Raw genomic sequence first — 19,739 nt, forward strand, 5'->3', positions numbered from 1 at the left:
GTGGACAACTCCGAACGCCGTCCCGGGCCGTCAGAAGGTGAGCACGCCCCTGGCCACCCGCCCCGCCCCCAGATCCCCCACCGCCTCCTCGAAGTCCTCCACCGGATACGTCCTGGTGACCAACTCGTCGAGCAGCAGCCGCCCTTGGCGGTACAGCTGGGTGTACAGCGGGATGTCCCGCTGGGGTCGGGACGATCCGTACCGGCAGCCGAGGATCGACTTGTCCAGGAACATCGACGAGACGAGGAAGGACGCCTCCGCCGTCGCCGGTGCCGTGCCGAGCAGGATCGCCTGGCCGTGGCGGTCGAGGAGGTCGACGGCCTGCCGGACCAGTTCGACCCGGCCGACGCACTCGAAGGCGTGGTCCGCCCCCGTGGGCAGCAGGTCCCGCACCCCTTCCGTGGACAGCAGGAAGTCGGTCGCGCCGAACTGCCGTGCCGCCTTCTCCTTCGCCGGGTTCGCGTCGACCGCGACGATCCGCGACGCCCCCGCGATCCGCGCCCCTTGGATGACGTTGAGCCCGATCCCCCCGGTCCCGATGACGACGACCGTGTCCCCCCGATCGACCCGGGCCCGGTTGAGCACCGCACCGACGCCCGTCAGCACCCCACACCCGATGAGCGCGGCGGACGGCATCGGAATGTCCTTGGGGATCCGTACGGCCTGCACGGCCTTCACCACGGTCCGTTCGGCGAACGCCGAGTTGGAGGCGAACTGATAGACCGGCCGCCCGTCCCGCGTGAACGGTTTCCCCGGCCGCCCGATGGCCTGCCGGCACATGGTCGGCCGCCCCCGGTCGCACTCGGCGCAGGTACCGCAGTTGGCGAGCGTGGACAGGGCGACATGGTCACCGGGCGACACATGGGTGACACCGGCGCCCACCGCCTCCACCACCCCGGCACCCTCATGCCCCAGCACCACAGGAACGGGGAAAGGTATGGTCCCGTCCACCACAGACAGATCGCTGTGGCACAACCCGGCCGCGGAGATGGCGACCAGCACCTCTCCCGCCCCCGGCTCGCGCACCTCCAAATCGTCCACGACCTGGACCTGCTTGCCGTCGAAGACCACTCCGCGCATCAGACGACCCCCTTGGGTTCCCTGGGCAGACCGAGCACCCGCTCGGCGATGATCGTGCGCTGAACCTGGTCCGAGCCGCCGTAGATCGTGTCGGCCCGCGAAAAGAGGAACAGGTGCTGGAACACGTCGAGTTCGTACGCCAGAGACGGCGTCCAGTCCACCGGCCCCACCGCCGCCGCGGCCCCGCGCACCTGCATCGCCAGCTCCCCGAGCCGCTGATGCCACCCGCCCCACAACAGCTTGGCCACACTGGGCGCCCCGGCATCCCCGGCCCGCCCGAGCGTCCGCAGCGCGTTCCACCGCATGGCCCTCAACTCGGCCCACTGCCGCACGAGTCGATCACGTACGACGGGATCGCCGACCGCCCCCGAGGCGACGGCGGCCTCGATCACCCGCCCCAACTCCCCGGCGAAACCGATCTGTTGGGCAAGGGTCGACACCCCCCGCTCGAACCCGAGCAGACTCATGGCGACCTGCCACCCTGCCCCCTCGCCCCCCACCAGATGCTCGGCCCGCGCCCCGTCGAAGAACACCTCGTTGAACTCACTGGTCCCGGTCAACTGCCGTATGGGCCGCACCTCGACGCACCCCGGCTGATCCATCGGCACCAGCAGAAAACTCAGCCCCCGATGCCGCCGCGACCCCACCTCGGTCCGCGCCAGCACAAAACACCAGTCGGCCTCATGGGCGAGCGAGGTCCAGATCTTCTGCCCGGTAACCCGATAGGCCCCATCGCCCCCGTCCCGCACACCGACGGTCCGCACCCCGGCCAGATCGGACCCGGCCCCCGGCTCGCTGTACCCCTGACACCACAGCTCATCCCCCGCGGCAATGGCGGGCAGGAAACGGGACTTCTGCTCATCGGTGCCATGCGCGACAAGGGTGGGGGCGAGCAGATTCTCTCCGATGTGCCCAGAGCGCGGCGGGGCGTCTGACCGCGCGTATTCCTCGGCCCAGGCGACCTGTTGGGTAAGTGTGGCACTGCGATTCCCGTACCCGTCCTCCGGCCACCCCAGCCCTATCCACCCACCCTTGCCGAGTGTCCGTTCCCAACTACGCCGATCCTGCCCGGAATCGACATGCGCACCAAGCCACTCCCGAACCTCTCCCCGAAACACGTCATCAGCGGCACTGAATCCAAAGTCCACAGGGGCTCCTTAAAAAACACCGTCCAGGCCATCTCCCCAAGAGGCGCGGGGCTGTATCAATTTGCGGCTCCGCCGCGTGGGCGCGACCAGCCACAACAAACCCGCACTCGCCACACAACGCACAGCCCCACCCCACTAGGCGTTAGGCCGCTCCCCACCCCGCGCGGCCCGCTCCATCTCCTGCAGACGCTCGAGCATCGGCATCGGATCCACCCCCACAGACCCCGGCAGAAACTCCGCGATCTTCTCAGCCGTCCACCCGCCGGAGGCATACGCGGAACGCAATTCCCGAGGCTGAGCCCACACCGCGATCTTCGGCCCGGCAACGGTATAAACCTGCCCGGTAATCCCCACCTCCCGAGCCGAGTCCGACAGCAGATAAACAACGAGCGCCGCCACATCCTCGGCGGACCCGATCTCCGCCAACTCCATAGGAACATTGGCCGACATACGCGTACGAGCGACAGGAGCCACCGCATTGGCAGTCACCCCATACTTGTTCAAGCCCAGCGCAGCGCTCCGCACCAACGAGATGATCCCGCCCTTCGCCGCACTGTAATTGGCCTGCGAAACCGACCCTTGATGATTCCCGCTGGTGAATCCGATCAACGTCCCGCCCCGCTGCTTCCGCATCACAGCGGAAGCCGCCCGAAAAACGGTGAACGTCCCCTTCAAATGGGTGGCGAGAACCGGATCCCACTCCTCCTCGGACATATTGAAAAGCATCCGCTCCCGCAGAATCCCGGCCACGCACACCACACCATCGAGACGCCCGTACGAAGCCAGCGCGACATCGACGACCCGCTGCCCACCGGCCATCGTCGAGATGTCGTCGGCGACGGCGACCGCCTCACCGCCCGCCGCCTCGATCTCCTTGACGACACCCGCGGCGATCTCGCTCGTCGGCGACGCCCCGTCCATCGAGACCCCGTAGTCGTTGACGACGACCCGCGCCCCCTCCGCGGCAGCCGCGAGCGCGACCGCCCGCCCGATGCCCCGGCCCGCGCCCGTGACGGCGACGACCTTGCCTGCCAAGAAGTTCCCCATGTCCGGCCCCTCCCGCAGTTTCTGACGGTCCGTTAGATTCGACTCAGATTCTACGACCCGTCAGATGCCTGAGGACAAGCCCCGGGGAGGCCCCGATGTCACCGTCGACGTCACCGCCGACACTTGGTCCGGAGTTCCACGACATCGCCAAGCGCGTGAACAACTGGGGCCGTTGGGGAGCGGACGACGAGATCGGCACCCTGAACCTGATCACCGACGAGGTGGTCCGCGAGGCCGCCGCCGAGATCAGGACCGGCCGCCGCGTCCCCCTCGCCCTCCCCCTCCAACAGGACGGCGTACAGACGGGGTTGATCCCCGGCCGGATCAACCCCCTGCACGCGATGGTGCAGATCAACCAGGAACTCTTCGGCCCGGGCACCGTCGCGTGCAGCGACGACGCCGTGACCATGGGGCTCCAGGCCGGCACCCACTGGGACGCGCTGACCCATGTCTCGCACTCGGGGAAGCTCTACAACGGCCGCCCGGCCGCCACCGTGACCCCGCACGGCGGCGCCGAGTTCAGCGGGATCGACAAGGCCCGGCACATCGTCTCGCGCGGGGTGCTGCTCGACGTGGCACGCGCGCGGGGGGTCGACCGCCTCGAAGGCGGGCACGCCGTGACCCCGGAAGACCTGGAAGCCGCCGAGGAGTTCGCCGGCGCGCGGGTCCGCGCCGGCGACATCGTGCTCGTACGGACCGGGCAGGTGCAGGTGTATCTGGCCGGTGACAAGCACGGGTACGGCTATCCGTCACCCGGACTGTCGGTCCGTACGCCGGAGTGGTTCCACGCGCGCGATGTCGCGGCGGTCGCCAATGACACGCTCACCTTTGAGATATTTCCGCCGGAAATAGACGACTTGTGGCTGCCGGTGCACGCGCTCGACCTGGTCGAGATGGGCATGCTGCAGGGCCAGAACTGGAATCTCGAAGAGTTGTCCACAGCCTGTGGACAAGAACACCGCTACACATTCCTCCTGTCCGCGATGCCCGAACCTTTCGTCGGCGCGACGGGAACCCCAGTGGCCCCGATCGCCATCCTCTAGGGCAGTCCGGTTTTGACGAGGGCCGGACTTACGGTCGGATGGCGGCCCGCTGCTGCCCGCCCCGAGCACGGCACCGCGTGCCGCCATCCGACTCCGGCGCCCCGTCCTGGCCCCCGGCCCCGAGGGGACCCACGCCGAACGCGATCCACACTCGCCGAGGGCTCCCGTCACCGAAGCCCTCGCCGTCCCCTCGCGGCGAATCGCTGCCCACAAGCGTGACCACATGGTCACGTCGCGTCAACGCCCATCCGGGGATTTATTCCGTAAGCCGCATTTGTCACCGGGCGCGCACGGAAGCACGGCCCGGCGCATCTCCGCCCGGCACTTGCAGACAGCACCTACACACCCGAGCCGCCCAAGCACCCGCGACCGGCGCACATCACACCCGTGAGCGGGACACGAGAACCGGGACCTACACCGCCTCGTACGCGAAGCCCTCGAACTCGAAGCCCTCGTACGCGGTGACACCGCCCCCGAACTCGGCGACCGCCTGGCGGGGTTCACTGTCCCGGTCGATCTCGCACCAGATGCGCTTGCCGGTGCCCTCGGCGCTCCAGCCCCAGCGGTCGGCGAGGCCGTCCACGAGGGCCAGGCCGCGCCCGCCGGTCTCGTCGCCGTCCGCACAGCGCGGCACGGGAGCCTTGCAGCTGGTGTCGGCGACCTCCAGCCGTACGGTGGCCGACTCGGTCGCCACACCCGGCAGGGAGAGCCGCAGCACGGCCGGACAACCGGTGTGCACCACGGCGTTGGTGACCAGCTCGGAGACGAGCAGGATCAGCGTCTCCGCGAGCGGCTCATCGGCCTCTATGCCGGACCCCGCGAGCCGCGAGCGCGCCCACCGCCGGGCTCGCCCCACCTCGGCAGGGTCGGGCCGGATCTCCAGCTGCACTTGAAGCACCTGCACCGCTCACACCATCCGAACCGGCGGACACTTAGCCTCGCGCCTCACGAGGGCCACGATCGTAGCCATTTCCTGCATGACCAGAACAACGGCCAGAACCAGGGTCACGGAACGTGAATCCCTTGCGAGACAGCATGGTTGACGTTCAGTCACCCCAACAAGCGCTTCGGGCATATTCCAGCGCGAAGGAGTACGCGTGCGGGATACTGTGCGACGCTCGTCGCGGGGAGTCGAACAGGCAGGGGCGAAAGCCCGTTCTGCCCTGCGAACGGCGGCGCGCAACGCCCGGTCCGGGGCCGCCTCACAGGCAACACCGGCATGGCTCGTACCTTGAACCACTCGCATCCCACACAAGGTACCGGAGCCCGCAGGCGACTCCAGGCCGTGACAAGTCACGCATAGGACACAACCCGATATCAACGCTCCGTGATTCCGGTGTGCCACGTTCCGCGACACCGTTGTCGAGCCCGTTCCGGTCACCGCAGGCAGGCGCCCCGCTAGACCGCCCCGGCCAGCAGATCCGCCGCGAGCAGCTCCTCACTCTCCGTGTTCCCACCACCACGCCGAGCGCGCACCCACGCCCGTTTCAGATGCAGATGGACCTCGGACTCCCAGGTGAAGCCCATCCCGCCATGCACCTGCAGACAGTCCCGAGCACCGCGCACGGCCGCCTCGTCGGCCAGCAGCCGGGCCGCCGCGATGTCCACCGGATCGCCGGTCACCGCCGCCGCGTACACGGCGGCCCGCGCCACCTCGACCCGCACCAACGACTGCGCGCACAGATGCTTGACGGCCTGGAACGCCCCGATCGGCTGCCCGAACTGCTCCCGCGTCCGGGCGTGTTGCACCGCCAGCTCCCCCACCCGCCCAGCCGTCCCGAGCTGCTCCGCAGCACTGAGAAGAACAGCGACAGGATCACTACGCGCCGGAGCCGGCACCCGATGCAAGGGCGTCAACGGATCCACAGACCGCAGTTCTACGGCCCCCTCGGCCCCCGGCACCACGACATCGGCCTCGTCCAGCCACTCCACGAGCCGACCATCAGCAGCGGCGACCACGGTCTCCCCCGTGGCAGCCCCCGGCACCACCCCGGCAGCAAGATGCGTAGCGACCAACGGCCCCGGCACCAGCGCCGCGCCGACCTCTTCGAACGCCAACACGGCTTCGGGCAGCCCGAGTCCAGCACCTCCGTCGCCTTCGGCCAACCGCAGGGAAAAGAGCCCAAGGTCACCGAGGGCCCGCCACAAACCCCGGTCCAGCCGAGGAGCGCCGCATAGGGGCGCGGGGAACTGCGCGACCAGCCCCGACGGACCCGCACCCGACCACCGACCGACCACATCCCGCACAGCAGCCCGCAACGCCTTTTGATCATTCGTGAGTTGAAATCGCATGTCAGCGCCCCTTCGGCAACCCCAAAATCCGCTCAGCCACGATGTTCTGCTGAATCTGCGAAGTACCCGCAGCGATCGTGTACGAGAGCGAGGACAACCGATCCAGCACCCAAGCCCGATCCAGATCCAGGGAGTTGGGGCCAAGAACATCCGCCGCCACGTCATACAGCTCCTGACGGGCATGCGAGTAGCGGAGTTTGAAGACCGAGCCACCCACCCCCGGTACACCGCCGGAGGCCTCCGCCTCGCTCACATTCCACTGAGTAAGCCGCCACAACGCCCGGAACTCCGCGTTCAACCGCCCCAGTTGCCGCCGAAGCACGGCATCGTCCCACCGCCCGTTCCGCCGCGCCTCCACGGCCAACTCACCCAACACCCGCCGACAGGCGACGACCTCACCCACAAAAGCCGTACCGCGCTCGAAGGACAGCGTCACCATCGTCACGCGCCAGCCGTCGTTCTCGTCCCCGACCCGGTTGCCGACAGGCACCCGCACCTCGTCGAGGAACACCTCGGCGAACTCCGCGGACCCGGCAAGCGTCCGCAGCGGCCGTACGGTGATACCCGGCGCGTCCATCGGCATCGCGAGCCAGCTGATCCCCCGATGCTTCGGCGCCGCAGGATCGGTCCGGACCAACAGCTCGCACCAGTCGGCGACTTCGGCGTGCGAGGTCCAGATCTTGGAACCGGTCACCACGTAGTCGTCGCCGTCCCGCCACGCGCGCGTGCGCAGTGCCGCGAGGTCGGAGCCGGCGTCCGGTTCGCTGAAGCCCTGGCACCACACCTCGTCGCCGCGCAGCACGGGCGGCAGCCAGCGCTCCCGCTGCTCGGCCGTGCCCTCGGCGGCGATCGTCGGCCCGGCGTGCAACAGCCCGACGAAATTGGCCCCTACGTAGGGCGCGCCCGCCTTCTCGGTCTCCTCCAGGAAGATCAGCCGGGTGGTCGGGGGCGCGTCCCAGTGCACGTCGCCGTACCCGGCGTCGTACAACATCCGCTGCCAGCCGAGGTCGTAGGCGCGCCGGGCCGGCCAGTCGTCCGGGGACGGCTTCGAGGGCAGGGTGGGGAGCACCTTGGCGAGCCACTCCCGCAGTCGGGCCCGGTACTCGTCCTCTTCGGGGGTGTAGGAGAGGTCCATTACTTGTCGAGGTCCAGGCCCAGCATGCGGATCGCGTTGCCCCGCATCAGCTTGTAGACGGTCTCGTCGTCGAGGCCCTTCACGTGGTCGAGGGCGACCTCCTTGGTGTGCGGGAAGGTCGAGTCGACGTGCGGGTAGTCGGTCTCGAAGGTCGCGTTGTCCCGCCCCACCACGTCCAGCGAAGCGACCCCGTGCTTGTCGCGGAAGAAGCAGCAGAACATCTGGCGGTAGTAGTACGTGGACGGCGGCTCGGGGATGAGATCCCGCACTCCGCCCCACGCGCGGTGCTCCTCCCAGACGTCGTCGGCGCGTTCCAGGGCGTACGGGATCCAGCCCATCTGCCCTTCGCTGTAGGCGAGTTTGAGGGTCGGGAACTTCACCAGGACCCCGCTGAAGAGGAAGTCCATCATCGAGGCCATGGCGTTGTTGAAGGAGAGCGAGGCCTGTACGGCGGGGGGCGCGTCCGGGGAGGCGGCGGGCATCTGGGAGCTGCTGCCGATGTGCATGTTGACGACGGTCTCCGTCTCCTGGCAGACCGCGAAGAACGGGTCCCAGTAGCCGGAGTGGATGGACGGCAGCCCGAGGTAGGTGGGGATCTCGGAGAAGGTCATCGCGCGGACGCCCCGTGCCGCGTTCCGCCGGATCTCCTCGACCGCCAACTCCACGTCCCACAAAGGGATCAGGCACAGCGGGATGAGCCGGCCGCCGCTGTCGCCGCACCACTCCTCGACCATCCAGTCGTTGTAGGCGCGGACGCAGGCGAGGGCCACCTCCTTGTCGTGCGCCTCGGCGAAGGTCTGGCCGCAGAAGCGCGGGAAGGTGGGGAAGCAGAGCGAGCCCTCGACATGGTTGGCCGTCATGTCCTTGAGCCGCTCGGCCGGGTCCCAGCAGCCTCGGCGCATCTGCTCGCGGGTGATGCCCTCCAGGGTCATCTCGTCGCGGTCGAAGCCGACGGCGGCGATGTTCCGCTTGTACGGGAACTTGAGGTCCTCGTAGATCCACCAGTCGGTGGGCGGCCCGTCCGGGTCCATCGTGATCTGGTACTTGCCCGCCACATAGGCGAGTTCGCCGATTCCGGCGGTGAGCGGCTGGGGGCCGCGCTCGCGGTACTTCTTCGGCAGCCAGGTCTCGAAGAGGTGCGCGGGTTCGATCACGTGGTCGTCGACGCTGATGATGCGGGGCAGTTCGGTGGCCATGGGTTCCCCTCCGCCGGACGGTACTTATCTGATGACCCGTCAGATAGCATGTCACCTGACGAGTCGTCAGCCAAGGAGGGGGACCATGAACGAGACGCCGCACTCCCTGAGTTCCTCCCGCACCCTGTGGGAACTGGTCGTCCGCCGCGCCGAGTTGACCCCCGACCGGCCGGTCCTCCTCCAGGACGACCGGGCCCTGACCTTCGGCGAGTTGCGGGACCGCTCGGAGCGGGTGGCGGCCGGCCTGTACGGCATGGGCGTACGGCCCGGCACGGTCGTCGCCTGGCAGTTGCCCACCCGCATCGAGACGGCCCTGCTCTCCTTCGCGCTGGCCCGCCTGGGCGCCGTGCAGACGCCGGTGATCCCCTTCTACCGGGACCGCGAAGTCGGCTTCGCGCTACGGGAGTCGAAGGCGGAGTACTTCGCGGTGCCGGGCACCTGGCGCGGCTTCGACCACACGGAGCTGGCACGGCGGCTCGGCGCAAGGGGGATCTTCGAGGCGTACGACGACGCCCGACTCCCGGACGGGGAGCCGTCCTTGCTCCCCGCGCCGCCCACCGACGGCACCTCGGTGCGCTGGATCTACTGGACCTCCGGCACCACCTCCGACCCCAAGGGCGTGCTGCACACGGACCGTTCACTGATCGCGGGCGGCTCGTGCCTCGCGCACGCGCTGCGGCTGACGGCGGACGACGTGGGCTCGATGGCCTTCCCGTACGCGCACATAGCCGGGCCCGACTACACCGTCATGCTGCTGCTGTACGGCTTCCCTGCGGTGATGTTCGAGCAGTTCGCGCTGCCGGACGCGCTGGAGGGGTACCGCAAGCACGGGGTGACGGTGGCCGGCGGGTCAACCGCCTTCTATTCCATGTTCCTTGCGGAGCAGCGCAAGCAGCCGGACCAGAAGGTGATTCCCTCGCTGCGGCTGCTCGCGGGTGGCGGGGCGCCGAAGCCGCCGGAGGTCTACCACTCCGTCGTACGGGAGATGGGGGTCCAACTCACCCATGGCTACGGCATGACCGAGGTGCCGATGATCACCATGGGCGACCCGGAGGACACGACCGAGAACCTCGCCACGACCGAGGGTCGGCCGCCCGAGGGGATGGAGATACGGATCGCCGAGGGCGGCGAGGTGCGGCTGCGCGGGGAGGCCGTGTGCCAGGGGTACTTGGACCCGGCGCAGACGGCGGAAGCCTTCGACGCGGACGGGTTTCTGCGCACCGGGGACCTGGGGGTCGTCACCGACAGCGGGCATCTCATCCTCACCGGGCGGCTGAAGGACGTGATCATCCGCAAAGGGGAGAACATCTCCGCGAAGGAGATCGAGGACCTGCTCGCCGCACATCCGGACGTCGATGACGTGGCCGTCGTGGGGCTGCCGGACGCGGAGCGTGGGGAGCGGGTCTGCGCGGTGGTCGAACAGCCGTCGGGGGCCGGTGAGTTGACCCTGTCGGCGGTGACGGACTATCTGCGCGCGGAAGGGCTGTCCGTGCACAAGCTGCCGGAGCAGCTGGAGATCGTGGACGCCCTTCCACGCAACGACGCCTTGCGCAAAGTGCTCAAGTACAAGCTGCGGGAACGCTATTCGGATCCGCGTACTACTCAGGGACGGTGAAGTAGCGGGCGAAGGAGGAGACGATCTCCGCCTCGCCCACCTTGCCGTCGCTGTCCGTGTCGAGCGCGGCGGCGGCCATGGCGGCGATGTCGTCCGGCACACCGAGGGCCTTCAGGACGCGCACGGTGTCCGCGATGGTGGCCGAGCCGTCGCCGTCCGGGTCCGCGACGTCGAGAGCCGCGTGCAGGAAGGGGCGGCCGATCTCGGCGAAGCGCTCCGGGTTGTCGCGCAGCCGCTTGACCGCGCCGCCCACGAACTCCTCGCGGCTGACGCGCTGGTCGCCGTCCCGGTCCGCGATGCCCGCCATGCCCTGCCAGAACGCCTCCGCGCCGATGTACAGGGCCTGTCCCTTGTCGGAGCGGGCCGCCGTACCGAACTCCGCGAGCAGCGCCTTGGCCGCCGAGTTGAAGTCCTCGCGGTCGATGAAGCCGTTGCCGTCCTGGTCGAAGGTGGCGAACCGGGCGGCGATCCGTCGCTCGTACTCGGTGCTGACCATGTGTTTCGGGCCGCCTTACTCATGTGGGGTGCGCTTGGCTGGAGCGTACGACGCCGGGGCGGGTCCGGGAGCGGAAAACGTCGCTTGTACCAAGACCGGGGAAATTCCGAAACAACGGCGTCACGCCGGAGACCCACGGTGTCACGCCGGGATCCCGCGGTGTCACGCCGAGATCCCCCGGTGTCACGCCGAGAGGGGGTCCGCCTCTTCCTCGGGGTCCTCTTCTGTGGCCGTCATCACATCGGGATAGACGTCGAAGAGGCGGCGCACACCGAGCGCGCCGAGGACCCGGTTCACATGGGAGCCGTCGACCGCGCCCCGGGCCGGCAGGACCACGCGCAGGTGGCCCTGGCAGGAGCGGATGAGGCGGCGGGAGGCGATGAGCACGCCGACGCCGCTGGAGTCGCAGAACAGCACCTCGGAGAGGTCCAGGACCAGGCTGTGCCGCCCGTCGGCGACCACGTCGTGCACCCGCTGGCGCAGCACCGGTGAGCTCACCAGGTCCAGTTCGCCGGACACGAGGAGCACGGACCAGTCGCCGCGCTCGCCGTCGTTCACATTGAAGGCCACCGTCGCGCCTCTCGCTAGCCGGAACTCCCGGAGACCGTCCGGAAACGGAAGCCGTACCTACGCTTCCTTGCAGCGCGGCTGCCCAGCGGCCGTTCCCTGAAACACGGGGGCAGAAACGGATAGCGGCCCGAAGAGGCTTGTTTTAGTCGCCTTCGATCCTGTTCGATCAGGTGTGGGCAGGGTAGGCGCCGATCCGTTACCACCCGCGCCGCTTCGGGGGCGTGCAATTGCAGAATGGGGGGTGCGCTGTCAGACGTGCCCACTACATTCGAAGAGACGGTGAGCGCACGCTTGACTTGGGCACGGACACGGTGAGGGGGCCGCATGGCGACGAAGGACGCACCGCCCCGTTGGGACCGCAAGATGCAGCAGCGGCTGGCCCGCGGCGAGGCGGCGGCCCTCGGTGAGCTGTACGACCGCTTCGCCTCCCTCGTGCACTCCCTCGCCCACCGCGTGCTGGGTGACGAGCGCGCCGCCGACGGCATCACCCGTGAGGTCTTCACCCAGGTGTGGGAGCACCCCGACGCCTACGACCCCAAGCAGGGCCCGCTGCGTTCCTGGGTGGCCGCGCTGACCCACCGCCTCGCCGTGCAGCGGCTGCGCGCCACCGAGACGGTCGCCCTCGCGCACAGTGGAGAGGGTTCCACCGAGGAGCTGGAGCGCAAGGTCCGCCGTGCCTCCGTCGCCGCCCGCGCCGACTACATCGTCACGTCGATGCCCGCCCCGCTGCGGGCCGCCCTGGAGCTGGCCTACTTCGAGCGCCGTGACTACCGCCAGACCGCCGTCGACCTCGGCGTCACCGAGGACGAGGCCCGCCGCCGCCTCCGCCTGGGCCTCCAGCTCCTCTCCACCGCCCATGACGCCGGCGCACCGCCGGGAGCGGGGGGTGGGACGTGACCGACGCGTGGCGGGACGGCTTCGAGGGGTCCGAGAGGTACGAGGGACACGAGGGGTACGGCGAAGGGGCCGGGGAAGGTGAGGAGGTCGTGCCGGCGCAGGGTGGGTCGGGGAGCGGGGGTCCGGGTGGGCCCGGTGGTTCCGAGGACCGCGGCTCCGAGGACGGCGGCAGCTCTGTGCGGGGCGGTCGTGGGAACGGCCGGCCTGTGAACGACGGCTCCGGGAACGACGGCTCCGGGAACGGCGGTTCGGTGAACGACGACGGTGACGGCGACGACGGCGTGCGGGGTGGGCCGGGCGGGGCCGGGGGCGGTTCCGTGAGTGGCGACGGCTCGCGCGGTGCGGCGGCCGGTTCCGGTGACGGCTCCGTGAGCGGCGACAGCTCACGCGGCGAAGCGGCCGGTTCCGGTGACGGCTCCGTGAGCGGCGACAGCTCACGCGGCGAAGCGGCCGGTTCCGGTGACGGCTCCGTGGGCGGCGACGGCTCGCGCGGTTCCGGTGGCGATGGCGGTTCCGTGACGGGTGGGACCGTGAGCGGTGCGGGTGAGCCGCCGTGGATTCCGATGCCGCGTGCCTCCGTGGAGGACGGTGGGCGACCGCTGCCCGAGTTCGACGTGTCCCAGGCCCGGGCGGTGCCGCTGGTGCTGGAGCACCGGGTGCTGAAGGCGCTGCTCGGCGCGTGGGCGCTGGCCGCGTGCTCTACGGCGGAGACGGCTGCCGTGGAGGAACACCTCGGCGAGTGCGGGCCCTGCGCGGACGAGGCGCTGCGGCTGCGCGGCGCGGTCGGACTGCTCCACCCCGTCGAGACCCTCGACCTCGACCCCGGGCTGCGCACGCGCGTCCTCACCGGCTCCTTCGACCGCCGGCCGCCGCGCATCCCGGTGCCGGAGTGGGCGACGCCGTACGACGCGGAGACCGCGCGGCTGGACGCCCTGTTGCAGGACATAGGCGACGCGGAGTGGCACGCGCCCGTGCGGCTGCGGTGGTTCGAGGGCGAGGGGCCGACGAGTCGTCGTACGACCGTCGCCGGGGTGATCGCGCATCTGCTGACCGTCGACGGGCTGGTCGCGGCGGCGCTGGGTCTCGACGACCCGTTGACCGGGGAGGTCGCCAAGGCGGCGACGCCGGCCTCGCGGACCGAGGCGTACTGGAAGTCGTCGCACTTCCCGCCGACCCGGTCCATTCGGCCGCCCTGGCGCGAGCAGAGCCACAACATCGTGCGCACGGTGTCGTTCACCGGTGGCAGCACCGGCAAACTCGCCGTCTCCTACGGGGACTTCGAGCTTCCGTTGCACGATGCGATGCTCGACCGGGCCTTCGAGTGCTGGGTGCACGCGGAGGACATCGCGGAGGCGGTGGACTATCCGTACGAGCCGCCGTCTCCTCGGTATCTGAACCGGATGATCGATCTGGCCGCGCGGATGTTGCCGGTGGTGTTGGCCGAGCGGCGGCGACACGGGTTGGCTTCGCCGGGCGGGGGTCGGCAGTTGGTCGGGGTGGGGGAGCCTGGGCGGAGTCTTCGGCTGGAGATCGAAGGGCACGGTGGGGGTGAGTGGTTGATCTCCCTCGACTCGCCCGGGGCGGTTGGCTCCGCCGAGCGGGAGGTTGCCCATATCGCCCTGGACGGGGTCGAGTTCTGCCACTTGGCCGCCGGGCATGTGTCGCCGGAGGAGGCTGCTGCGGGGCAGCTCGGTGACCGTCAGGCGATCCGGGATGTGCTGTTCGCTACGGCGTCGTTGAGCCGGATGTAGGGGCTGGTTGCGGGTTCGTCGGTGGGTGCGGGTGCGTGGGGGCTGGTCGCGCCCACGCGGCGGAGCCGCACATTGATACGGCCCCGCGCCCCTGACAACTGGGCCCGCGCCACGAAGGAACCCCAGTTCCCCGCACCGATAAAACTGGGCCCGAGTTACGAAGGGGCGCGGGGAACTGCGCGAGCAACCACGACGCACCCGCACCCGCCCCGAGACAGAACCCCCTCAAGGGGCGCGGGGAACGGCGCGACCAGCCACAACGCACCCGCACCCGCACCCGCCCGCAACACTCGAGCCTCCCGAACTCCTAGGCGAACACGACAGTCCGGCGCCCGTTGAGCAGAATCCGGCGTTCAGCGTGCCACTTCACGGCCCGCGCCAGCGCCTGGCATTCCACGTCCCGGCCGATCGCCACCAACTGGTCCGGCGTCACGTCATGCCCCACCCGCTCGACCTCCTGCTCGATGATCGGCCCCTCGTCGAGGTCGGCGGTCACATAGTGGGCCGTGGCGCCGATCAGCTTGACGCCCCGCGCGTGCGCCTGGTGATACGGCTTCGCGCCCTTGAAGCTCGGCAGGAAGGAGTGGTGGATGTTGATGATCCGGCCGCTGAGCGCCTTGCAGAAGTCGTCGGAGAGGACCTGCATATAGCGCGCGAGGACGACGAGTTCGACGTTCTCCTCGCGGACCAGGTCGAGAACCTGGGCCTCCGCCTGGGCCTTGTTGTCCTTCGTCACCGGGATGTGGTGGAAGGGGATGTGGTACGACTCCACCAGCTCGGCGAAGTCCGTGTGGTTGGACACCACGGCCGCGATGTCCACCGGCAGCGCACCGATCCGGGCCCGGAACAACAGGTCGTTCAGACAGTGCCCGAACTTGCTGACCATGAGCACGACCCGCATCCGGTCCGCGGCCCGGTTGATCTGCCAGTCCATGTGGAAGGAGTCACCGATCGCCGCGAAGCTCGCCCGCAGCTTCTCCACGGTCACCGGCGGCTCCGCCGAGAAGTGGACGCGCATGAAGAACAGTCCCGTGTCGTGGTCGCCGAACTGCTGGCTGTCCTCGATGTTGCAACCGGTCATGAAGAGGTAGCTCGACACGGCGTGCACGATGCCCTGCTTGTCGGGGCACGACAGGGTGAGGACGTACTGGTCGGCGGGTGCCGCGGCGGCGGTGGACTGCGCATTCATGCGGGACAGGGTCCCATATCCCCCTGTCCGGAGGGACCGGCGTCCGCCACCCGGACCGCCACCCACACACCCGGACCAGGGTCCAGCCCCCCGGACCGGAACTCGCGCCACCCGAAGCGGGACCCACGCCACTCAGACCGGGGTCCGCACCCCAGGCCGACGCCCACACCACTCAGACCTGAGCTCGCGCCACCCGAACCGGAGCCCGCACCACTCAGACCACGGCCCGCACCGCGCGGACCCGAGCCCACGTCACCCGGACCAGGGCCCGCGCCCCCAGGCCGACGCCCACACCAACCGGACCGACCCCGCGCCACACAGACCCGGACCCGGACCCGCAGACCCGGACCCGGACCACGCAGACCCCGCCCCCCCGCTACGCGGACCGCGTGATGATCTGCAGCACCTCAAGCGTGCGCGGCGGCGTGTCCGGGTCGTCTCCGTCGCTCACCGCCATCCGTACATGCGCGTCACGCGCCGCCCGCACCGCCTCCGGCCACGCCTGGTGGTCGACGTATGCGGAGACCTGGGCGTCGGGGCCGACCTGGTGCATGATCCGCAGGACGCGCAGGACGGCCGTATCGACGAGGGCCGCCTCCTGGGAGTCGCGGAAGATCGTGCCGACGTATTTCTCGGCGGACCAGTTGTCGAGCCAGGTGTCCTCGACGAGGCGGTAGACGGCGTCGGTGACGTCACCGTAGCCGTCGACACCGGCCAGCCAGACGTTCTGCTGGAACGCCGGGTCCGAGAGCATGTGCAGCGCGGAACGCACGTTGCTGCGCCAGCGCCACCAGGGCATGTCGTTCAGTGGCATGCCGCCCATGGTGGAGGAGCGACGGGGGCGACGGGAAGAGTTCTCCGGAGCTTGCACGGTCATCGATCGTACGTTCCTCGTCACACACACAGGAACGCCCCCCGTAATTCACCTCCAAGTCACCGTTCGTTGACCCGGAGTCACTCCCCGGTTAGTTGCGTGGCGGAAGCGTGTCTGTCCATGACAGGCAGGCGACGCAACCGCAGCACCTTCCTCCCCACCTTCACCCGCCCCGTCAGAGCGACCGTCATGTCGGCGGCGGCTCTGGGGGCTTGCGCGTCGCTCGTGGCCGGCTGCGGGGTCATCCCCGGGGTCACGGGAGGCTCCGGCGACGGCTCGATCACCGTCATGACCTGGGCGCCCTGGGACACCAACGCGACCAACAAGCCCGGCATGCCCGCCATGGCGTCGGCGTACGCGAAGTGGATCAACAAGCACGGCGGCATCAACGGCCGCAAACTCAAGGTCCTGACCTGCAACGACCACAACACCACCGTGTCCGCGGCGAGGTGCGCCCGGCAGGCCGTGCAGGAGAACGTCGTCGCGGTCGTCGGCTCCTACAGCGAGTTCAGCGACTCGTACTTCGCCCCGCTGGAGGGCGCCGGCATCCCGTACATAGGCGGCTACGGCGTCACGACCGAGGAGTTCACCCGCGCGCTGTCCTACCCCGTCAACGGCGGCCAGCCCGCGCTCCTGGCGGGCCTCGGCAAGGAACTCGCCTCCACCTGCGGCCCGGTCACCCTCGTACGGCCCGACTCGATCGTCGGCGACGACCTGCCCCCGCTGCTGAACGCCGGGCTCGCGGCGGGCGGCCACGCGGCGGCGACCGACCAGCTCGCGGCCGACGACGCCACCGAGTACTCCAGCCAGTCGACCCGCGCCCTGAAGAGCGCGAGCGGCGGCACGGGCAAGGAGGGCTGTGTGGTGCCCTCGCTCGGCGACCGTACCGACACCTTCATGGACTCCTTCCGGCGCGACCGCGAGGACTATCCCGCGGTGCGCGCCGCGACCGTGCTCGGCAGTGTCGACCAGACCGAGATCAACTCGACGGGCGGGCAGTCCGGGCCGTACGAGGGGTCGTACATCACCGGCTGGTACCCGGTCGCGAGCGACCCGCGCTGGAACCCGATGAAGAAGGCCGTCGACGAGGTGGCCTTCGGCGACAACCGCATCGACCCGGCGGACGCGGGGGTGCAGACCACCTGGATCGCGTACACCGCGTTCAAGACCGTCGTGAACTCGCTCGGCAGCGGTGACATCACCGCCGACACCGTACGGCGCGCGCTCGACGACGGGGTGAAGGTCACCACGGGCGGGCTCACGCCGACGCTGCAGTGGAGTGCCCAGGACGAGAACCTGGCCTCGGTCGGACTGGCCCGGCTGGTCAACGCGAACGTGACCCTTCAGATCGTACGGAAGGGTGTCCTGGTGTCCGCGAAGAAAGGGTTCTTCGATATGACGAAGACCCTGGGCAACGCCGATCTGAACTGACGCCCGCCCAGGCCTCCCGCTTTCGCTTTCGCTTCCTCAGAGTTGGGTCGGCTGGCGCTGGGTCAGGCCGTAGGTCTTCGCGATCGAGTTCCAGAGGGCGGCGGCCTTGGCCTTCTGGTTGCTGGCGGTGCCGCTCGCCGCGTTGCCGGCCGCGGTCTGGCCGGTGGTGCGGGCCTGGCCCTTCTTGCAGCCGTGCTTGCCCGCCGCCTGGTCGGCCCAGGCCGCGTAGTGGGTGTCGGCCGACGCGGAGGCCTTCCACGCGTTGGTGAGGGCGGCGGTCAGGGCCGCGTTGTCCGGCAGCTTGTCGACCTTCAACTGCGAGAGTTTCGTGACCAGTTCGGTGCGCTGACCCGCCGCGTCCCGCAGGTCGGAAGCCGCGTCGCCGAGTTTGTTGCAGGCCTTCACATTGCCTACGGCGTTGATCACCGAGGCACGGCTGCTGCCGCTGTCGGCGAGCAACTTGTCCAGGGCGACGGCCTGTTCCTTGGCGGCGTCGGTGCCCGCCGACGAGGAACCGTCCGTCGCGGCCGACGTGGCGGCGACCGTCTTGTTGGCGTCGCTCTTGCCGCCGCCCCCGCTGAGCAGCGCCCCCGCGCCCACCCCGAGGATCGCGATACCGACCCCGATCCCGGCGATCAGCGGCACCCGCGAACGGCGCCCGCCCCGGCCGCCGTCGTCGTCCTGCGCCCCACGCCGTCCGCCGTCCTGCCCGGGCGGCACGTACGAGGGCTGGGCGTACGACTGCTGCCCGTACTGCGGCTGCGCGTACGGCGGTTGGGCCTGCGCGTAGCCCGGCTGCCCGTCCCGCGGCGGCTGCTGGAAGCGGGGCATCTGCTGCGTGGACGCGGCCGGCGGCTCGCCCCCGGCGTCGCTGCGGAAGAGGTTGTCGAACTCGGCGGGCGGCTGCCGGTCGTCCGGCCCGCCGGGCCGCGCCCCGTACCCGGGAGGGCCGCCCTGCGCGGGCACCGGCGGCAGGAACTGCGTGGGCTGCGCGTCGGGATGCGCGGCTTGCGGCATCGCGCCCGCGGACACCTCGGGCGGCAACGCCCCGGACACGACGGGCGGGATGAACTGGGTCGCGCCCTCGTCCATGGGGGCGGCGGGGACCGGCGGCAGGAACTGGGTGGCACCCTCGTCGCCGGGATTGTTGACGATCGGCGGGATGTACTGCGTCGCGCCCTCGTCGGCGCGCGGCAGCGGGGCGCTCGGGAACGCGGACGCGGCGGCCGGCAGCGCCGAGCCCGAACCGGAAGCGCCCTGTCCGTATCCATAGGCCTGGGCGCCGCTCCCGTACCCCTGCCCCGCGGACTGAGCTGCCGCGGACGTCTGGTCGGACGCGTAGCCCGCCCCGACGTACCCGGCGGAGGGCTCCGGGGCGTATCCCGACGAGTACTCCTGTGCGTACGACTGCTGCTGCACGCCGTAGGCCGCGTGCTGGGCGCTCTCCTGGGGCAGGGCCCCGGGCTGGCCCGGGACGCCGTCCTGGGCGCCCCACGGCGCGGGAGCGGGCAGCTCGGGGGCGGCGCCCCACTGCTGCGGTTGCTGGTGCTGCTGCTGTTGCGGGTCCCCCCAGCCCTGGCCCGGCGGCGGGGCCGGGGTCTGGTGCTGATGGTGGTGCTGGGGGTCCTGCTGCTGGTCCGGGCCCCAGGACCCGCCCCACGACTGGCCGACGGCCGGGGGTGCTGTCGAAGGCTGTTGCCCCGATCGCTGGTCACCGTGTCCGCCCGTCATTCCCGGCAGGAGGGGTGCGCCTCCGTCGGAGGGCAGCACGATGCCTTCGCGCGCGGGCCGCGCCGAGGGCTCCTCGCCCTGTCCACTCTGCGTCACCGGGACTCCTACGAATGGGGGACCTACGGGATCGTCGGTTCACGCTACCGGGTACCCCGAGCCCGATGCCACGCAGCACTGGACTGGACCTCTCCACTTGTGACCCCGGTAACAGCTCCAGGCCCCCATCAGCACCACCAACCGCTCC

17 protein-coding genes are annotated in these 19,739 nt (G+C 70.1%); 5 read left to right on the top strand and 12 right to left on the bottom strand.

All coding sequences use genetic code 11. The features are described 5' to 3' along the window. Window positions 1–30: 30 nt before the first annotated feature. The 3 genes from ACIRRY_RS21110 to ACIRRY_RS21120 form a co-directional block, all read right to left on the bottom strand. Window positions 31–1,080, bottom strand: coding sequence for a Zn-dependent alcohol dehydrogenase (locus ACIRRY_RS21110; protein ID WP_403974848.1), 1,050 nt, complete (start codon window positions 1,078–1,080; stop codon window positions 31–33). Then, window positions 1,080–2,228, bottom strand: a complete 1,149-nt coding sequence (locus ACIRRY_RS21115; protein WP_403974851.1) for an acyl-CoA dehydrogenase family protein — start codon at window positions 2,226–2,228, stop codon at window positions 1,080–1,082. The genes ACIRRY_RS21110 and ACIRRY_RS21115 overlap by 1 nt, the downstream gene beginning before the upstream one ends. Before the next feature lie 135 nt (window positions 2,229–2,363). Next, window positions 2,364–3,275, bottom strand: a complete 912-nt coding sequence (locus ACIRRY_RS21120) for an SDR family NAD(P)-dependent oxidoreductase (RefSeq protein WP_403974853.1) — start codon at window positions 3,273–3,275, stop codon at window positions 2,364–2,366. A 95-nt stretch (window positions 3,276–3,370) separates the two neighbouring features. Here ACIRRY_RS21120 and ACIRRY_RS21125 point away from each other — a divergent pair, with 95 nt between their 5' ends. Beyond that, complete coding sequence (locus ACIRRY_RS21125) at window positions 3,371–4,318, top strand: cyclase family protein (RefSeq protein WP_403974855.1); 948 nt, start codon at window positions 3,371–3,373, stop codon at window positions 4,316–4,318. A 412-nt stretch (window positions 4,319–4,730) separates the two neighbouring features. On the opposite strand, the gene ACIRRY_RS21130 is transcribed toward ACIRRY_RS21125, so the two are convergent. The 4 genes from ACIRRY_RS21130 to ACIRRY_RS21145 all read right to left on the bottom strand — a co-directional run bounded on the left by ACIRRY_RS21130 (window position 4,731) and on the right by ACIRRY_RS21145 (window position 8,941). Next, on the bottom strand, window positions 4,731–5,207 hold the full coding sequence (locus ACIRRY_RS21130) for an ATP-binding protein (protein ID WP_403974857.1): 477 nt from the start codon (window positions 5,205–5,207) through the stop codon (window positions 4,731–4,733). A gap of 509 nt (window positions 5,208–5,716) precedes the next feature. Next, complete coding sequence (locus ACIRRY_RS21135; protein WP_403974860.1) at window positions 5,717–6,610, bottom strand: acyl-CoA dehydrogenase family protein; 894 nt, start codon at window positions 6,608–6,610, stop codon at window positions 5,717–5,719. Between the two features lies 1 nt (window position 6,611). Beyond that, window positions 6,612–7,745, bottom strand: coding sequence for an acyl-CoA dehydrogenase family protein (locus tag ACIRRY_RS21140; RefSeq protein WP_403974862.1), 1,134 nt, complete (start codon window positions 7,743–7,745; stop codon window positions 6,612–6,614). Beyond that, a complete protein-coding gene (locus ACIRRY_RS21145; RefSeq protein ID WP_403974865.1) occupies window positions 7,745–8,941 on the bottom strand; it encodes an amidohydrolase family protein in 1,197 nt (398 codons plus the stop codon). The genes ACIRRY_RS21140 and ACIRRY_RS21145 overlap by 1 nt, the downstream gene beginning before the upstream one ends. Window positions 8,942–9,026: 85 nt before the next feature. On the opposite strand from ACIRRY_RS21145, the gene ACIRRY_RS21150 reads away from it, so the two are divergent. Further along, window positions 9,027–10,556, top strand: coding sequence for a class I adenylate-forming enzyme family protein (locus ACIRRY_RS21150; protein WP_403974867.1), 1,530 nt, complete (start codon window positions 9,027–9,029; stop codon window positions 10,554–10,556). Here ACIRRY_RS21150 and ACIRRY_RS21155 read toward each other — a convergent pair. Together ACIRRY_RS21155 and ACIRRY_RS21160 are read right to left on the bottom strand one after the other, a co-directional pair. Next, the gene (locus ACIRRY_RS21155; RefSeq protein WP_200689302.1) at window positions 10,540–11,052 is read right to left on the bottom strand and encodes an EF-hand domain-containing protein; all 513 of its coding nucleotides are present in this window, start codon (window positions 11,050–11,052) and stop codon (window positions 10,540–10,542) included. The two genes, ACIRRY_RS21150 and ACIRRY_RS21155, sit on opposite strands and share 17 nt — an antisense overlap. 183 nt (window positions 11,053–11,235) lie before the next feature. Next, on the bottom strand, window positions 11,236–11,622 hold the full coding sequence (locus ACIRRY_RS21160; RefSeq protein WP_403974869.1) for an STAS domain-containing protein: 387 nt from the start codon (window positions 11,620–11,622) through the stop codon (window positions 11,236–11,238). A gap of 324 nt (window positions 11,623–11,946) precedes the next feature. Here ACIRRY_RS21160 and ACIRRY_RS21165 point away from each other — a divergent pair, with 324 nt between their 5' ends. Both ACIRRY_RS21165 and ACIRRY_RS21170 read left to right on the top strand, forming a co-directional pair. Beyond that, entirely contained in the window at window positions 11,947–12,519 is a 573-nt protein-coding gene (locus ACIRRY_RS21165; RefSeq protein ID WP_403974871.1) for a sigma-70 family RNA polymerase sigma factor, read from the top strand. Between the two features lie 515 nt (window positions 12,520–13,034). Beyond that, window positions 13,035–14,270, top strand: coding sequence for a zf-HC2 domain-containing protein (locus ACIRRY_RS21170; protein WP_403975569.1), 1,236 nt, complete (start codon window positions 13,035–13,037; stop codon window positions 14,268–14,270). Window positions 14,271–14,577: 307 nt separating this feature from the next. On the opposite strand, the gene purU is transcribed toward ACIRRY_RS21170, so the two are convergent. Both purU and ACIRRY_RS21180 read right to left on the bottom strand, forming a co-directional pair. Beyond that, window positions 14,578–15,459: a formyltetrahydrofolate deformylase gene (gene purU, locus ACIRRY_RS21175; protein ID WP_403974873.1), complete on the bottom strand. Its 882-nt coding sequence runs from the start codon at window positions 15,457–15,459 to the stop codon at window positions 14,578–14,580. Between the two features lie 376 nt (window positions 15,460–15,835). Then, window positions 15,836–16,336 carry a hypothetical protein gene (locus ACIRRY_RS21180; RefSeq protein WP_403974875.1) on the bottom strand — a complete coding sequence of 167 codons (501 nt, stop codon included), beginning with the start codon at window positions 16,334–16,336 and terminating at the stop codon, window positions 15,836–15,838. 117 nt (window positions 16,337–16,453) lie between these two features. Here ACIRRY_RS21180 and ACIRRY_RS21185 point away from each other — a divergent pair, with 117 nt between their 5' ends. Further along, window positions 16,454–17,764 carry an ABC transporter substrate-binding protein gene (locus tag ACIRRY_RS21185; protein WP_403974877.1) on the top strand — a complete coding sequence of 437 codons (1,311 nt, stop codon included), beginning with the start codon at window positions 16,454–16,456 and terminating at the stop codon, window positions 17,762–17,764. Window positions 17,765–17,800: 36 nt separating this feature from the next. On the opposite strand, the gene ACIRRY_RS21190 is transcribed toward ACIRRY_RS21185, so the two are convergent. Beyond that, on the bottom strand, window positions 17,801–19,591 hold the full coding sequence (locus tag ACIRRY_RS21190) for a hypothetical protein (protein ID WP_403974880.1): 1,791 nt from the start codon (window positions 19,589–19,591) through the stop codon (window positions 17,801–17,803). Window positions 19,592–19,739 lie beyond the last annotated feature (148 nt).

The sequence above is a fragment of the Streptomyces sp. NPDC101776 genome, from assembly GCF_044766845.1.
Classification (GTDB): Bacteria; Actinomycetota; Actinomycetes; order Streptomycetales; family Streptomycetaceae; genus Streptomyces.

Coding starts and splice junctions, on each gene's coding strand:
- ACIRRY_RS21125 (WP_403974855.1), top strand. CDS start 3,371: ATGTCACCGTCGACGTCACCGCCGACACTTGGTCCGGAGTTCCACGAC.
- ACIRRY_RS21165 (WP_403974871.1), top strand. CDS start 11,947: ATGGCGACGAAGGACGCACCGCCCCGTTGGGACCGCAAGATGCAGCAG.
- ACIRRY_RS21150 (WP_403974867.1), top strand. CDS start 9,027: ATGAACGAGACGCCGCACTCCCTGAGTTCCTCCCGCACCCTGTGGGAA.
- ACIRRY_RS21140 (WP_403974862.1), bottom strand. CDS start 7,745: ATGGACCTCTCCTACACCCCCGAAGAGGACGAGTACCGGGCCCGACTG.
- purU (WP_403974873.1), bottom strand. CDS start 15,459: ATGAATGCGCAGTCCACCGCCGCCGCGGCACCCGCCGACCAGTACGTC.
- ACIRRY_RS21185 (WP_403974877.1), top strand. CDS start 16,454: ATGACAGGCAGGCGACGCAACCGCAGCACCTTCCTCCCCACCTTCACC.
- ACIRRY_RS21145 (WP_403974865.1), bottom strand. CDS start 8,941: ATGGCCACCGAACTGCCCCGCATCATCAGCGTCGACGACCACGTGATC.
- ACIRRY_RS21135 (WP_403974860.1), bottom strand. CDS start 6,610: ATGCGATTTCAACTCACGAATGATCAAAAGGCGTTGCGGGCTGCTGTG.
- ACIRRY_RS21110 (WP_403974848.1), bottom strand. CDS start 1,080: ATGCGCGGAGTGGTCTTCGACGGCAAGCAGGTCCAGGTCGTGGACGAT.
- ACIRRY_RS21155 (WP_200689302.1), bottom strand. CDS start 11,052: ATGGTCAGCACCGAGTACGAGCGACGGATCGCCGCCCGGTTCGCCACC.
- ACIRRY_RS21120 (WP_403974853.1), bottom strand. CDS start 3,275: ATGGGGAACTTCTTGGCAGGCAAGGTCGTCGCCGTCACGGGCGCGGGC.
- ACIRRY_RS21180 (WP_403974875.1), bottom strand. CDS start 16,336: ATGACCGTGCAAGCTCCGGAGAACTCTTCCCGTCGCCCCCGTCGCTCC.